Annotated in this window: 13 protein-coding genes; 5 read left to right on the forward strand and 8 right to left on the reverse strand. The window is 62.9% G+C overall.

Annotated elements, in window-relative coordinates; translation table 11 throughout:
• Positions 1-52: 52 nt before the first annotated feature.
• A complete protein-coding gene (locus tag FBY03_RS20410) occupies positions 53-850 on the forward strand; it encodes an acyl-CoA thioesterase II (RefSeq protein ID WP_147174184.1) in 798 nt (265 codons plus the stop codon).
• Positions 851-898: 48 nt separating this feature from the next.
• On the opposite strand, the gene FBY03_RS20415 is transcribed toward FBY03_RS20410, so the two are convergent.
• Entirely contained in the window at positions 899-2,116 is a 1,218-nt protein-coding gene (locus FBY03_RS20415; RefSeq protein ID WP_371920802.1) for a methyl-accepting chemotaxis protein, read from the reverse strand.
• A 416-nt stretch (positions 2,117-2,532) separates the two neighbouring features.
• Positions 2,533-3,366 carry a TatD family hydrolase gene (locus FBY03_RS20420; RefSeq protein WP_147174185.1) on the reverse strand — a complete coding sequence of 278 codons (834 nt, stop codon included), beginning with the start codon at positions 3,364-3,366 and terminating at the stop codon, positions 2,533-2,535.
• 234 nt (positions 3,367-3,600) lie between these two features.
• On the opposite strand from FBY03_RS20420, the gene FBY03_RS20425 reads away from it, so the two are divergent.
• Both FBY03_RS20425 and FBY03_RS20430 read left to right on the forward strand, forming a co-directional pair.
• Positions 3,601-5,016 carry a transglycosylase SLT domain-containing protein gene (locus tag FBY03_RS20425; RefSeq protein ID WP_147174186.1) on the forward strand — a complete coding sequence of 472 codons (1,416 nt, stop codon included), beginning with the start codon at positions 3,601-3,603 and terminating at the stop codon, positions 5,014-5,016.
• A gap of 104 nt (positions 5,017-5,120) precedes the next feature.
• Positions 5,121-5,555 (forward strand): DoxX family protein, encoded by a 435-nt coding sequence (locus FBY03_RS20430; protein ID WP_147174187.1) that lies wholly within the window; start codon positions 5,121-5,123, stop codon positions 5,553-5,555.
• A gap of 56 nt (positions 5,556-5,611) precedes the next feature.
• Here the strand turns inward: FBY03_RS20430 and FBY03_RS20435 are convergent, their stop codons facing one another.
• The 3 genes from FBY03_RS20435 to thpR form a co-directional block, all read right to left on the reverse strand.
• Positions 5,612-6,646: a lipase secretion chaperone gene (locus tag FBY03_RS20435; protein WP_178090730.1), complete on the reverse strand. Its 1,035-nt coding sequence runs from the start codon at positions 6,644-6,646 to the stop codon at positions 5,612-5,614.
• 84 nt (positions 6,647-6,730) lie between these two features.
• Complete coding sequence (locus tag FBY03_RS20440; RefSeq protein WP_147174189.1) at positions 6,731-7,675, reverse strand: triacylglycerol lipase; 945 nt, start codon at positions 7,673-7,675, stop codon at positions 6,731-6,733.
• 213 nt (positions 7,676-7,888) lie between these two features.
• The gene (gene thpR / locus FBY03_RS20445; protein WP_147174190.1) at positions 7,889-8,419 is read right to left on the reverse strand and encodes an RNA 2',3'-cyclic phosphodiesterase; all 531 of its coding nucleotides are present in this window, start codon (positions 8,417-8,419) and stop codon (positions 7,889-7,891) included.
• A gap of 224 nt (positions 8,420-8,643) precedes the next feature.
• Here thpR and FBY03_RS20450 point away from each other — a divergent pair, with 224 nt between their 5' ends.
• Complete coding sequence (locus FBY03_RS20450; RefSeq protein ID WP_147174191.1) at positions 8,644-8,952, forward strand: class I SAM-dependent methyltransferase; 309 nt, start codon at positions 8,644-8,646, stop codon at positions 8,950-8,952.
• 16 nt (positions 8,953-8,968) lie between these two features.
• Here the strand turns inward: FBY03_RS20450 and greB are convergent, their stop codons facing one another.
• The 3 genes from greB to FBY03_RS20465 are packed head-to-tail and all read right to left on the reverse strand — an operon-like array spanning position 8,969 to position 12,694.
• A complete protein-coding gene (gene greB / locus FBY03_RS20455) occupies positions 8,969-9,466 on the reverse strand; it encodes a transcription elongation factor GreB (protein ID WP_147174192.1) in 498 nt (165 codons plus the stop codon).
• A gap of 40 nt (positions 9,467-9,506) precedes the next feature.
• Entirely contained in the window at positions 9,507-12,011 is a 2,505-nt protein-coding gene (locus FBY03_RS20460; protein ID WP_147174193.1) for an ABC transporter permease, read from the reverse strand.
• Positions 12,011-12,694, reverse strand: coding sequence for an ABC transporter ATP-binding protein (locus FBY03_RS20465; protein WP_147174194.1), 684 nt, complete (start codon positions 12,692-12,694; stop codon positions 12,011-12,013). The genes FBY03_RS20460 and FBY03_RS20465 overlap by 1 nt, the downstream gene beginning before the upstream one ends.
• 10 nt (positions 12,695-12,704) lie before the next feature.
• Here FBY03_RS20465 and FBY03_RS20470 point away from each other — a divergent pair, with 10 nt between their 5' ends.
• The gene (locus FBY03_RS20470; protein WP_147174195.1) at positions 12,705-13,310 is read left to right on the forward strand and encodes an arylesterase; all 606 of its coding nucleotides are present in this window, start codon (positions 12,705-12,707) and stop codon (positions 13,308-13,310) included.
• The last annotated feature ends 32 nt before the right edge of the window (positions 13,311-13,342 follow it).

The raw sequence follows: 13,342 nt of genomic DNA on the forward strand, positions 1-13,342 counted from the left end.
GGGCTGCAGCTATCCCCTAAGATCACCCTCGCATTCCAGTCTTGAGGTAGGTATGACTTTTTCCGAGTTGCTCCAGGCCGTTCGTGCCAACCCACAGTCGGTGCTGATCCCTGCTGCATGGGGCCAGGGGCGGGCCAGTTTCGGTGGTTTGATGGCGGCGCTGGTCTATGAAGCCATGCGCGGCGAGGTGCCGACAGGACGCCCGCCGCGCTCGTTGGCCATCACCTTTGTCGGCCCGGCCGAACCCGATGTGCCGGTGAGTTTCCAAGTCGAGGTACTGCGCTCGGGTAAAGCGGTCAGTCAGGTACTCGGGCGCGCGGTGCAGAACGGCCAGGTGGTGACCTTGATGCAGGGTAGTTTCGGCGCCGCGCGCGAGTCGAGCATCGATGTGGCGCCCTTGTCAGCCCCGGTAATCAAGGCGGCAGAAGAATGCCAGGAGCTGCCCTACCTGCCCAAGGTGACCCCGGAATTTACCCGGTTTCTGGCGATGCGCTGGGGCATCGGCGGCATGCCCTTTACCAACAACCCTTCGCGGGAGATGGGCGGCTGGGTGCGCTTGCGTGATGAGACCGAAGCACAGCCGGTCAACGAAGCGCATCTGTTGGCTCTGGTCGATGCCTGGCCACCGGCGGTGCTGTCGCACTTGCGCTCGCCAGCACCGGGTAGCTCGTTGACCTGGACCATCGAGTTCATTCAACCAGTGGCCGAGTTGACTACCCTCGATTGGTGCCACTATCACGCGCAGATCGAAAGCGCGCGTGACGGTTACGGGCACATCGCCGCGGCCCTGTGGACGGCGCAAGGCGAACTGTTGGCGATCAGCCGGCAGACCGTGACGGTATTCGGCTGAGCCTTGGCTTGACCACTCCTGAGCCCGCCTGGGCTGACCCTGGCGGCGCTAAAGCTTGAGCTGGCGAATGGCCTGAGTCAGTTGCCCGGCCAGAGCCGCCAGCTCGCTGCTGGTGGTGGCGGAGTCGATCGTCTGTTGCACCGTCCGTTCGGTGACATCGCGGATGCTGACCACCGCACGGTTCATTTCCTCGGCCGCCTGGCTCTGTTGCTCGGCGGCCACGGCAATCTGGGTATTGCTCTCGCGCATTTGGCTGACTGAGGCGGTGATGGCCGCCAGCGCATCAGCGGCTTCATGAGCTTGCTGCACACAGCCATCGGCCTTCAGCGAGCTCGCCTGCATGAATTCCACGGCATCGTTGGTGCCGTTTTGCAGGCGGATGATCATTTGGGTGATCTCGTCGGTCGACTGCTGGACGCGCTTGGCCAAATTGCGCACCTCATCGGCCACTACCGCAAAGCCGCGGCCCATCTCTCCGGCGCGCGCCGCCTCGATGGCAGCGTTGAGGGCGAGCAGGTTGGTTTGTTCGGCGATACCGTGAATCTCCTGCACCGCGCCACTGATTTTCTGGCTGTCGGCCGCCAACTGCTGAACCATCTGGGCCGTCTGTTGCACGCCGTTGGACAATCCGGCAATGGATTCTCCGACCCGGCTGACCACCTGCCGACCGGCACCGGTCAACTGTTCGGCGGTTTTCGACTGGTCACGGGTCGTGGCGGTGTGCTGGGCGATATGCTGCACAGTGGCAGACATCTGATTGATCGCCGTGGCGGCCTGCTCGGTCTCGCTCTGCTGCTCGAGCATGCCTTGGCGCACCTCGCGCATGCTGCTCGCCAGTCGATCGGCGCGGTCGTCCAGGCGAGTCGCTGCTTGCGCCACGCTGCCCACCACCGATTGATAGCTTGCCTGCATGGCGTTGAACGCCGTGGCCATTTGCCCGACTTCGTCGCGGCAATCGAGCGGCACCCGCACGGCTAGGTCACCGCTTTTCTCTACTTTGAGCAGCACGTCTTTGAGGGTATTGAGGTGGGTCAGCAGGAAGCGAATCAACAACTGCGAGGCGGCCAGCAGAGCCAGCATCAGCAGGGCGACAACCAATGCATAGCGTGGCGCACGCTCACTGAAGACTTGCAGCAGACTGGGCGCCAGGGCCAGCACGGCGAGGCGTTGGCCCTGGCCGAGGTCGATGACCTCGGCGCCAATCGAACTAGTCTGGGTCGACAGTGGGTTTTGCTCCAGCGCGACCCAGCCTCGGGCGCGGCTCAAGGCGCCGCCCTGGTTATTCGGCAGCGCAGGAGTCTCGCCTTTGGCAAAGCGCAACAGTGTCGGATCGCTCGGCAGTGCCTGTCCTTCGGGCCAGGCGCTGAGCAGTGTGGCGTGGCGCTGAGCCGCGCTCTGGGCGGCGTCGACCCGCACCTGCCACTCCAGCTAAAGGGCATACAGCACCAGCAGTGTGCTGGTCACGAAGGCCACGGCGTTGACGGCCCAGAACTTGTATTTGAGGGAGAGGTTACGAATCCATGTGCCCATGTTGTCTTCTTCTGATCGTGGCAATAACCGCAGTGGCAAGGTGCCGGCATTGTTGTGCGGATCACCCACTGGCGGCTTGACCTATATCAAGGCAGTGTTGGATTCGCGTAGGGCATGGCGCGCCGGGGGCTGAAGAAGAGGGGGGGTAGGCTTCAACCCTGATCGCTGTCGGCCGCCACCTCGACGATAGTTGGCAAGCCGAAGAACTGTCGGGCGCATGCCGTGCTGTGCTCGGCCAGGCTTGCTTCGCTCTCGTTGCGGTGTAGCGCCACTTCACGCAGGACTTCACGCAAGAATGCCGGTTCATTGCGACCACTCTTGGGTTTCGGTCGCAGGCTGCGCGGTAGCAGGAAGGGCGAGTCACTTTCCAGCATCAATCGGCCAGCGGGGATCTCCCGGACCAATGGGTGCAGGTGGGTGCCACGGCGCTCGTCGCAGATCCAGCCGGTGATGCCGATATGCAGGTCGAGATCGAGGTAGTTGAACAGCGCGCGTTTCTCCCCGGTGAAACAGTGCACCACCGCCGCGGGCAAACGATCGCGGTAGTCGCGCAGTATCTCCAGCAGGCGCTGATCGGCATCGCGTTCGTGGAGAAACACCGGCATCTGCAGTTCCACTGCCAGCGCCAGTTGTTCTTCCAGGACTTTTTCCTGCTGTGGGCGTGGCGAAAAATCGCGGTTGAAATCGAGGCCGCATTCACCGACGGCACGCACGCTCGGCTCGGCCAGCAACGCCTTGAGTTGACCCGCGCTATCGCTGTTCCAGCTGCTGGCATCGTGTGGGTGGATGCCGGCGGTGCTGAACAGACGTTGGCGGTCTTCGTCCAGCTGGCGGCACAGCTCCAGCGCCTGCTCACTCTCCGCCAGGCTGGTGCCAGTTAGCAGCAATTGGCAGACACCGGCGGCGAACGCACGGGTGAGCAGTGCTTCACGCTGTTCGGCAAAGCTGGGATGGGTCAGATTGACGCCGATGTCGATGAGTTGCATGGTGTCACCTCTGGTCTGGGGCAGGCAGCATAACAGAGCTTTTGTATTACAAATAAAACCAATAAATACAATAAGATAGGGTTGGTTATTAAGGCTTTGTAATAACTTTGGCTGGCGTCCAGAGCCCGGCTGTGCGAACCTCCGCGCCCCGCGCTCCTGGAACTTGTTGAGCGTAGCCATACTCTCAGTCGATCAGCTTCGCCCAAGGCGAGCCGACCCTGCCTTGGAGACTCGATGTCGCGATCGCTGCTTGCGCTTTGCCTGTTGCTAGTGGGGCTGCTGCCGTTGCCGGCCGCTGCCCGCCTGGCCGGGCCGCCAGAAGTCGGGCCGCCGACAGCGGTGCGCGACTTGGCGAGCATCCGCAGCAGCGGTGAATTGCGGGTACTGGTCAACCAGAGCCGCAACAGCTCGGGCGAGGTCAAAGGTCAGAGCATCGGTGTGGAATATCACCGTCTGCGCGCATTCGAACAGTACCTCAACCGTAAAGCCGGCGATGGTCGCGCGCTGAAACTGAAGATTATTCCAAAAGCCAAAGATCAATTGCTCGGTGCGCTGCAGCGCGGCGAGGGCGATCTGGTGGCGCCTGGCGAGCTGCTCACCGTGCCCGGCGGCAGTAAGGTCAGTGCCAGCGCGGCCATTCGCAGCAAGGTGCCGTTGATTATCGTGGCGCGCCAGGGCGACCGCCGCTACCAGCGTTTGGAACAACTGGCCGGACGTAGCGTGGCGTTACCCGCCGGTAGCGCGGCAGGCGAGGCACTGCGCCTGGTCAACCAGAAACTGATCCAGCGCAAATTGCAGCCCATCATCGTCGAGTGGGTCGATCCGAGCCTGGCCATCGAGGATGTGCTGGAGATGGTCCAGGCCGGTATCTACAGCGTCACGGCGGTTGAACAGCCGATTGCCGAGCGCTGGGCCAAGGTGATGCCGAAGCTCCGTCTGGAGCACCACCTGGTGCTGGCCAATAACGGCGGCATGCGCTGGTATGTACGCCGGGACATGCCGATGTTGCGTGCCAGTATCGACCGCTTCTTCAGCAGCTATCGCAGTCCGGCCGACCAGGATGCGGCCTTCCAGCGGGTCTATCGACGCTTATACAAGGTGCACTACCCGCTGGGCCGGGCCGAGCGTCAGCGCCTGGAAAAACTGCGTCCAGTTTTGCAGCGTCATGCCGAGCAGAACAACTTCGATTGGCTGACTCTGGCAGCGCTAGCGTTCAAGGAATCGACCCTTAATCCTGCCGCCCGGGGGGCTGGTGGCGCTACCGGGTTGATGCAAATCACCCCGGCGGCGGCGAGCAGTGTCGGCGTCGGTAATATCGCGGCGCTGGAGAACAACGTTCAAGCCAGCGCCAAGTACCTGGCGATGATCCGTCGTGGCTATTTCAACAGTCCTCAGCTGAATGAGCGGGAGCGCATGGCGTTCGTGCTGGCAGGCTACAACTTGGGCCCGCAGCGCGTGCAAAGCATGCGTGCAGAGGCTCGGCGGCGCGGTTTGAACCCTAATCAGTGGTTTTTTCAGGTCGAACGGATCGCCATGGAGCAAGTTGGCATGGGCGTGGTCAGCTATGTGAACAGCGTCAACAAGTACTACGTGGCGTATAACCGTGAGCGCTATTTGCTTGAACCGCAGGAAGCCAAGGCAAGCAAATGAAAATCTAATTTATCGATGTTTTATAGCAATATTTTGTAATTTTAATATCGATTAATTGATTTATCCTGTGCGCCATTCCCCCACATAAACAAGGAACGCCGCACATGAGCACACTGACTAAAACCGTTATGGCCACGCAAGCAGGCTATGGCCTGACCATTCTGCGGATTATCGCCGGCGTGACCTTCGTCGCACACGGTTCGCAGAAACTCTTTGGCTGGTTTGGCGGCTACGGCCTGGCCGGTGTCGGCCAGTGGATGGAAAGCATCGGCTTGGCGCCCGGTTACCTGATGGCGTTGATGGCCGGTAGCGCCGAGTTTTTCGGCGGCTTGGCGTTGATCCTTGGCTTACTGGCTCGACCGGCTGCCGCGGTGCTGGCGCTGACCATGCTGGTGGCGATTGCCTCCGTGCACTTGGCCAATGGTTTCTTCATGAGTAATAACGGTTATGAGTTCGCCCTGGCATTGCTGGCCATCAGCCTGGCGGTGCTGAGCGAAGGGGCTGGCAAACTGTCGCTGGATCAGCGCATCGCCAGCTAGCCATTCGCCTGCTCATTGCGAAGACTAAGGCCCGCCCCGCGCGGGCCTTAGTCATTTCAGGAGGCGGGTTGCTTGCGCGCAGCCGCGAGTTGCTCGGCGGCATTCAGGCGCATGCGCTCATGCTCGTCGAAGCGCTGCTCGGCCAGTTGCTCGATGGCCTTGACTCTGTCACCGGTGCTCAGGCCCTGGTTGGCAGCGATCCGGCTTTTCTCCCTGAGGTAGCTGTCCAGGCGCTTGCTCCAGGCCTGGCGTTTCTGATCGAGTGCTTCCAGGCGCTGAGTGGCCTCGCCGCCGACCAGTTGCTGACGTAACTGACGGATTTTCTCCGAACGGGCACCTGCGGCCTGCAACTGGGCGGTCTGTTGGCGCAGTTGGTTTTGCAGTTGCGGCAGCAGCAGGTCCTGCATCTCCTCGGGCAGGCTATTGCGCAGGCGATCGACCGCCGCCGCTTTGCCGTCGTCATCCAGGCCGGCATCTTGCTGAATCGCCAGGCGTTGCAGGGTGAATTGGTTATAGGCCTGCTCGCGAGCGAAGAAAACCTGCTGCACCTCAGTGCTGAATAGGCGCGCGCGCAAGGCTTGCACCGCTGCCTCGCGTTGGCGCAAGGCGGCTAAATCGGCCACTTGTGGCAGATCGCGCTCCAGCAGCACCAGTTCGCGTTTGTAGTCGAGGTAGTGCGCCAGCAGAGCCAACGCCTGATCGCGGGCAGGGCCCTGCAACTGGTTGACGATATAGGCCTGCAGGCGCTCGACACTGGCGCTTACGGGTTCTTCGCCGATGCTGGCGAGGAAGTAATCGTAAATCCGTCGGATATCTTCGCTGATCAGCAGGTTGCCGGCGGCGTCGATGTGAAACGCGCCATCCACCTCGGTGCCGCTAAAGGAGGTGGGCAGCGCCTTGAGCGGCTTGACCGGTGTTTTTACAACCGGCGTCAGAGCCACTTCCGTGGCTGTTTCACTGTGCTGTGGGGGGATTCTGGTTGTGGATGAGGCCTGTTTGAGCGTGTCGGTAGTGCTTACAGGATCGAGATAGAGCAGCACCGCAACGCCGCTAACGAAGACCATGGGTGACAGCAACAGTAGTTTTTTCACGGTATTTTTCACTGATTGGACGGTAGGCATCTGGTGTACTGCGCATGGGCTGAATGGGGCCCAGCCGGGCCCCTACACCTAGCGCTACAGCCCGTCGTTTTTCAGGCGATTGGCGTGTTGCCGGTAGACGCTCACCGGGTCGGTCTCGAACCAGCTGGTCAGCCCGAAGCTCTGATTGACTTCGTCGAGGTGGTTCATCCGGTAGTCGTCGCGGATCACCTTGCCCATGTGTGAGCTGCAACGACTCACCAGGCCATCGTTGGCCTCGCCATTGAAGGTCAGGGCCGTGGCGCCGAGCAGCAGGTCGCTCGGATCGAGGATATTGGTCACCGGGCTGGTGCCGCTCCAGGAGTAATAGCGCACGCCGTTGACGCTATAGGCGCCTTCGCCGCATGCACTGGTTGGCAGGCCTTGTGGGTACTTGGCATTGAACTGCGCCGCGCCAACGCTGTTGAGGGACTCCAGTGCGCCCAAGGCGTTTTGCGGGGAGGTGCTGGAGCTACCGGAGAGGAAGTTGATCAGGCTGCCGAGACCGTTGACGATGCCCGAGAGCAGGGCTTCGCCGGCAGAGCCAGGCGGTACCTGACGGATAAAATCGGCTGCGGCCGAGCCTTTATGCGGTGCGCCCACGCTGGTGGCCGACGCGACCAGCTGCGGGCTGACTGCGGCGACGTAACGAATGGTCGGGCCGCCATGGCTATGGCCGATCAGGTTGACCTTGGGCTTGCCACTGATCGCGACAATTTCTTCGACCTGTTCCAGCAGTTCCTCGCCACGTGCTTCCGAGGTATTCAGCTGGCTGACCTCTGTGGTGTACACGCTGGCACCGTCACGGCGCAGGGCCGAAGAAATGCCGTACCAGTAGTCAATGCCGAGGATGCTGTCGAACCCCAGCATGCCGTGGGACAGCACAATAGGGTATTTGGTCTGGGTGTAGCTGGAAGAGCCGAACCAGCCGGCTTGAGTCTGGGCGGAAGCCAGCAGTCCGGCTCCCAGGCAGAGGGCGAGCAGAGTCTTATTGTTGTTCATTGGCGCTCTCGAAGTGAATTGAGTCGGGCAGTCAGTGCAATCCTTGCGGCCACCACGCCCGTCCCGGGGCGCATACATCGGCCAGCGGTGTAGCGCAGGAACCGTGCCATTGCTCCTGCTGCCAGCGGGGAGCGCTCTGGAACAGGTACTTGAGTGCCAAGTGTGCGGAGTACCAGGCAGTCAGGGCGGACGCCTGTGTTACGCGGCGAAACGTCAGGGCGACTCCTTAGGCCGCAGTGGCCACTGCTGCAACTGCCGATAGTGGCTGCCATGGGCGCTCTGCTCGGAGGCGAACAGGGCAAAATGGCTGACTGGCCAATCGAAAGATGGGGTGGCATCGGCTGGCAGGCGTGGGCAGCGCCGCAGCAGGCTCAGGTGGGCGCGGAACGGGCGGTCATCCAGGTTGATGCCAGTGTCCAGCAGCGTGTCGCGCAAACCCTGAGCCAAGTCCTGCAATGCCTCGGGTGGCTGGTTCGGCGCCAGATACAACAGGCCACTGTTGAACCGCCCGAGATGATCCAGGTGCAGATCGAACGCGGGCACTTGCACGGATGCCGCGAGGCTTAGCAGTGTGGGCAGCTGAGTAAGTGGCTGTTGTCCCAGAAACACCAGCGTGAGGTGCAGATTAGCCGTCGCGACCGGGCGGCCTTGCAACTGCAGGTCGTCGCGCCAGGTGGTGATTGCCTCGGCCAGTCGAGGGGGGCAGCGCAGGGCAAAGAATAAGCGTAAAGCATCGTCGTTCATGACTACCGGCTCGGCTGTGGACTGCCGTCTTGACAGTATTGCGCAGGCTTCTCTAGGATGCTGCCCATGCGCCGATTTAAACAGCTACTTGCGGGGCGCCGAGCCACTTGTTCGATACAAGGCTCTGAGAAGACTTCCACGGAGGCTTCGAAATACCGCTAAAGCGCTGGTTCGGTGTCGCCTCTCACCGCTGCCCAGCGGGATTCCTGAGGCGGAGACATGACATGAGCTGTCCCCAATCGCTGATTCGCCTGACCCCGATTACCTCGGGGCGGATTCAACGCAACCCCAAAATTCTTCTTGGCGGCAGCCATCAACCGACCCTGCTGCGCTATCTCGACGGCTGGCCGATGCGTTGGGGCGGCCGGCGCACCTTTCTGATTCAGTTCGTGCATGACGGCGAGTCGCTAGCGCGCTTTGCCAGCGACAGTTTCGATTTCGCCGTGCTGCAAGCACCTTGCGCCGAACGTTTGCACGACAGCGTGCGGGATCTGATCCGGGTGGCCAAGCAGGGGCTGATTACCCGACGCTGATCTGGCTGGGGTCGACTTAAAGGTACTCGATCGCGATCACATACCAGGCTTTCTCGCCGGTCGGGGTTTGCACGCGCACCTCGGCATCCAGGGCCTTGCCGACCAGGGCGCGGGCCAGTGGCGAGTCGATGCTGATCAAGTTCTGTTTCAGGTCCAGCTCGTCGGGGCCGACGATGCGGTAGCGTGACTCGCTGCCGTCGTCGTCTTCGAGGGTGACCCAGGCGCCGAAGTAGACCTTGTTCGCATCGGTTGGCCGCGCGCTGACCACCTTGAGGTTCTCCAGACGCTTGGTCAGAAAACGCACGCGGCTGTCGATTTCGCGCAGCATCTTCTTGCCATAGGTGTACTCGGCATTTTCCGAGCGGTCGCCTTGCGCCGCCGCTTCGCTGACCGACTGCGTGACCTGTGGGCGGCGCACGTGCCACAACTCGTGCAGCTCGGCGCGCAGGCGTGCCTCGCCTTCGGGGGTGATCAGTGGGGTGCCGGCGCTGCGGGGGGGGCGATAGCGGCTCATGAGACTGCTGAGTAACCGAGAAAACGCGAGTCTAACAAGATCATCCCTCGCGCAGCACGGTCAAGGGGCTGCTGTTCAAGGCGCGTCGAGTGCCCAGTACGCCGGCACCGCCTATCAGCAGTGCGCCGATCAACGGCAACAGCAGCAGCCAGGGGTGTGGCTGCCAGGTCAGGTCGAAGGCATAGCGATAGAGCAGAAAGCTGATCAGCTCACAGCCAATTGCGGCCAATACGCCGCTGACGGCGCCGAGCAAGCCAAACTCAGCCTGCCTGGCCTTGATCAGCAACCTGCGTTCGGCGCCCAGTGCGCGCAGCAGGGCGCCCTGACGGATGCGCTCGTCCAGGGTGGCCTGCAGTCCGGCAAACAATACGGCCAGGCCGGCGGCGAGCACGAACAGCAGGACGTATTCGATGGCCAGGGTGACCTGGGCGAGAATGCTGCGCAGCTGGGCCAGCACGGCCTCGACTTGCAGCAAGGTGACCGTTGGAAAGGCGCGGGACAGCTCGACCAGTTGCCGCTCCTGCTGTTTCGGCAGGTAGAAACTGGTGAGGTAGGTCACCGGCAGATCCTGCAGGGTGCCCGGCTCGAAGATCATGTAGAAGTTGGGTTGAAAGTTGTTCCAGTCGACTTCGCGCAGGCTGGTGACCCGGGCATCGCGGTTGATCCCGCCGACACTGAAACTCAAGCGATCGCCCAGCTTGAGTTGCAGGCTCGCGGCCAGTCCCGACTCCACCGAGACCCCTGGCATTTCGCTGGCCTGGGCACTGTTCCACCAACTGCCGGCGCTCAGCGGGTTGTCCCGCGGCAGTTCGGCGGCCCAGGTCAGGCTGAGGTCGCGCTGGATCGCGCGCTCGCCCTGGGAATCCTCGCTGACGATTTGCCGTACCGGCTCACCGTTGATCATCACCAGGCGACCCGGCACCACTGGGTAGAGCGATGCCGGTACAGGCGAAAGCTGGGCGAGGCGGGCGGCGAACGCGTCTTTATCGGCCGGCAGTATGTTCAGGGCGAAATGATTGGGCGCATGTTCGGGTAATTGCGCTTGCCAGCTGTCGAGCAACTCGCCGCGCAGCAGGGCGATCATCGCCATGGCCAGCAGAATCAGGCCGAACGCCAGGGATTGCCCGGCTGCCGCCAGGGGGTGACGCAGCAGTTGGCCCAGCCCCAGGCGCCACGGTAGTGCCGCGCGCGCCAGCAGACGACGCAGTCCCTGAAGACTGAACAGCAGCAGCGCACCCAGCAACACAGCAGCCAGGAGGCCACCGCCGAGCAGGGTGACGGTCAATTGCAGGTCCAGGCTCAGGCGCCACATGATCAGTCCCAATGCCAGCAGCGCGGTGCCATACACCAGCCATGAGCTGGGCGGTACCGGCAGCAAATCCCGCCGTAGCACGCGCAACGGCGGCACCCGGCCAAGGGCGGCCAGTGGCGGCAGGGCAAATCCCGCAAGGGCGACCAGGCCGGTGGCGATGCCGGCCAGCGCCGGGGTCAAGCTGCCCGGCGGCAGTTCGGCGGGCAGCAAACCCTGTAACAGGTAGAACAATAGGCTTTGCCCGAGCCAGCCCAGCAGGGCGCCGACCAGGCTGGCACTCAGGCCCAGCAACGCCAGTTGCAGGCTGAACAGACTCAGCGCCTGCCGGCGCGACAGACCCAGGCAGCGCAACAGGGCGCTGGCATCGAAGCGCTTGGCGGCAAAGCGCGCGGCGCAGAGCGCCACGGCGACACCGGCGAGGAGCACGGCGGCGAGACTGGCGAGGTTCAAGTAGCGCTCGGCACGGCCCAAGGCGTTGCCCACCTGCCGGTTGCCGTCGTGGGCATCCTCGAGGCGCTGGTGGGCCTCCAGGGTTGGGCTGATCGCCTCTCGGTAGGCCAGCAGCGCTTCGGGTGTACCGCGCCAGAGTTCGCGGTACTTGACCCTGCTACCGGGCTGCACCACGCCGGTCGCGGGCAAGTCTTCCAGGCGCATCAGCACGCGCGGGGTAAAACTGTAGAAATCACCGGCGCGATCCGGCTCGTAGGTCAGCACGCGACTCAGCCGCAAGGTCTTGGCGCCGACCTCAATGCTGTCGCCCACCTTGAGGTTCAGCGCGGCGAACACCCGTGCCTCGGCCCAGGCCTCGCCGGGTTGCGGGCCTGGACCTGGTTGTTCGGTTGCGTAAGGCGCCGCGGCACTTTTCAGTTGCCCGCGTAATGGGTAGGCACTGTCGGTCGCTTTGACACTGGCCAACTGGATGCCGGCATCGCTGGCGATCACGCTGGAAAATTCGACGGTCTGGGCGTGCTCAAGCCCCAGTCGTAGGCCGCTGCCGATCTGCTGTTCTGCGGCTGGCGAGCTGCCGCTGAGCAGCAGGTCGGCGGCGAGAAACTCGGAAGCCCGCAGCAACATGCCGTCGCTCAGGCGCGCACTGAAGTAACCGATCGAGGTACTGGCCGCGACGGCGATCAGCAGCGCAAAGAACAGCACCCGTAGCTCACCTGCACGTGCCTCGCGCCACAGTTGCCGGGTCGCCAGCGAGAGCAGGCGGGAGAAGGGCAGGCGGGCCATCAGGGCTCGACCCGATCGACCAAGCGGCCGCCTTCGAGACGGATCAGGCGCTGGCAACGATGCGCCAGGCGCTCGTCGTGGCTGACCAGCACCAGCGTCGCGCCACGTTCCTGGTTCAGTTCGAACAACAGGTCGCTGATGCGCTCGCCGGTGTGACTGTCGAGATTGCCAGTGGGTTCGTCGGCGAACAGCACATCGGGCTCGGCGGCGAAGGCGCGGGCGATGGCCACGCGTTGCTGCTCGCCACCCGACAGTTGGCGCGGGTAATGGGTCAGGCGCTGGCCGAGTCCGACCCGCACCAGCAGGGCGCGAGCGCGTTCGCGGGCATCGGCATGGCCTTCCAGCTCCAGCGGCAACATGACGTTTTCCAGGGCGTTGAGGCTGTCGAGCAACTGGAAGGACTGAAAGACGAAGCCGACGTGCTCGGCGCGCACCCGGGCCCGCTGATCCTCATCCAGTGTGCCCAGGTCGTGCCCGGCCAAGGTGACGCTGCCATCACTCGGCAAGTCGAGGCCGGCGAGCAGGCCGAGCAAGGTGGATTTGCCGGAGCCCGAACTGCCGACGATGGCCAGACTGCCGCCAGGGTTCAGGTCGAGCGAGAGGTCATGCAGTATGGTCAACTCGCCTTCCGCGCTGGGAACCACTTTGCTAAGGTTCCGCGCAGTGAGAATGCTTGAGTTCATGGAGAGTCCAATGCGTGCAGGGTTAATCAGCGTCGCCCTCGGCCTGCTGCTATGGGCGCAGGGCGCACTGGCAGGTACCGTGCTGGTAGTCGGCGATAGTATCAGCGCGGCTTTTGGCCTGGATAGCCGCCAGGGTTGGGTCGCTTTGCTGGAAAAACGCCTGGCTGAGCAGGGTTTCGAGCACCGCGTGGTGAACGCCTCGATCAGTGGCGATACCAGCGCAGGCGGCGCCGCGCGGTTGTCTGGGCTACTTGCCGAGTACCGGCCGGACCTGGTGATTCTCGAGTTAGGGGGTAATGACGGGCTGCGTGGCCAGCCACCAGCGCAATTGCAACAGAATCTTGCCGCGATGATCGACGAGTCGCGTGCCAGCGGCGCCCAGGTGTTGTTGTTAGGTATGCGACTGCCGCCGAACTATGGTGTGCGCTACACCACGGCATTCGCTCAGGTGTTCGAGACCCTGGCCGAGGAAAAACAGGTGCCGCTGGTACCGTTTTTTCTCGAAGGTGTCGGTGGCGTCCCCAGACTGATGCAGCGTGACGGCATTCACCCAGCCCTGGACGCTCAGCCGATACTCCTGGATAACCTCTGGCCGGCCCTGAAACCATTGCTCTGAGGCTTTTCCGCGTACGGTCTTTCGGCTAATGT

Source organism: Pseudomonas sp. SJZ079 (assembly GCF_007993865.1).
Lineage (GTDB): Bacteria > Pseudomonadota > Gammaproteobacteria > Pseudomonadales > Pseudomonadaceae > Aquipseudomonas.

Bases quoted from the DNA above. Each gene is read 5' to 3' on its own strand.
- greB (WP_147174192.1), bottom strand. From the start codon at position 9,466: ATGAGCCGCTATCGCCCCCCCCGCAGCGCCGGCACCCCACTGATCACC.
- FBY03_RS20430 (WP_147174187.1), top strand. From the start codon at position 5,121: ATGAGCACACTGACTAAAACCGTTATGGCCACGCAAGCAGGCTATGGC.
- FBY03_RS20410 (WP_147174184.1), top strand. From the start codon at position 53: ATGACTTTTTCCGAGTTGCTCCAGGCCGTTCGTGCCAACCCACAGTCG.
- FBY03_RS20420 (WP_147174185.1), bottom strand. From the start codon at position 3,366: ATGCAACTCATCGACATCGGCGTCAATCTGACCCATCCCAGCTTTGCC.
- FBY03_RS20470 (WP_147174195.1), top strand. From the start codon at position 12,705: ATGCGTGCAGGGTTAATCAGCGTCGCCCTCGGCCTGCTGCTATGGGCG.
- thpR (WP_147174190.1), bottom strand. From the start codon at position 8,419: ATGAACGACGATGCTTTACGCTTATTCTTTGCCCTGCGCTGCCCCCCT.
- FBY03_RS20425 (WP_147174186.1), top strand. From the start codon at position 3,601: ATGTCGCGATCGCTGCTTGCGCTTTGCCTGTTGCTAGTGGGGCTGCTG.
- FBY03_RS20450 (WP_147174191.1), top strand. From the start codon at position 8,644: ATGAGCTGTCCCCAATCGCTGATTCGCCTGACCCCGATTACCTCGGGG.
- FBY03_RS20460 (WP_147174193.1), bottom strand. From the start codon at position 12,011: ATGGCCCGCCTGCCCTTCTCCCGCCTGCTCTCGCTGGCGACCCGGCAA.
- FBY03_RS20440 (WP_147174189.1), bottom strand. From the start codon at position 7,675: ATGAACAACAATAAGACTCTGCTCGCCCTCTGCCTGGGAGCCGGACTG.
- FBY03_RS20465 (WP_147174194.1), bottom strand. From the start codon at position 12,694: ATGAACTCAAGCATTCTCACTGCGCGGAACCTTAGCAAAGTGGTTCCC.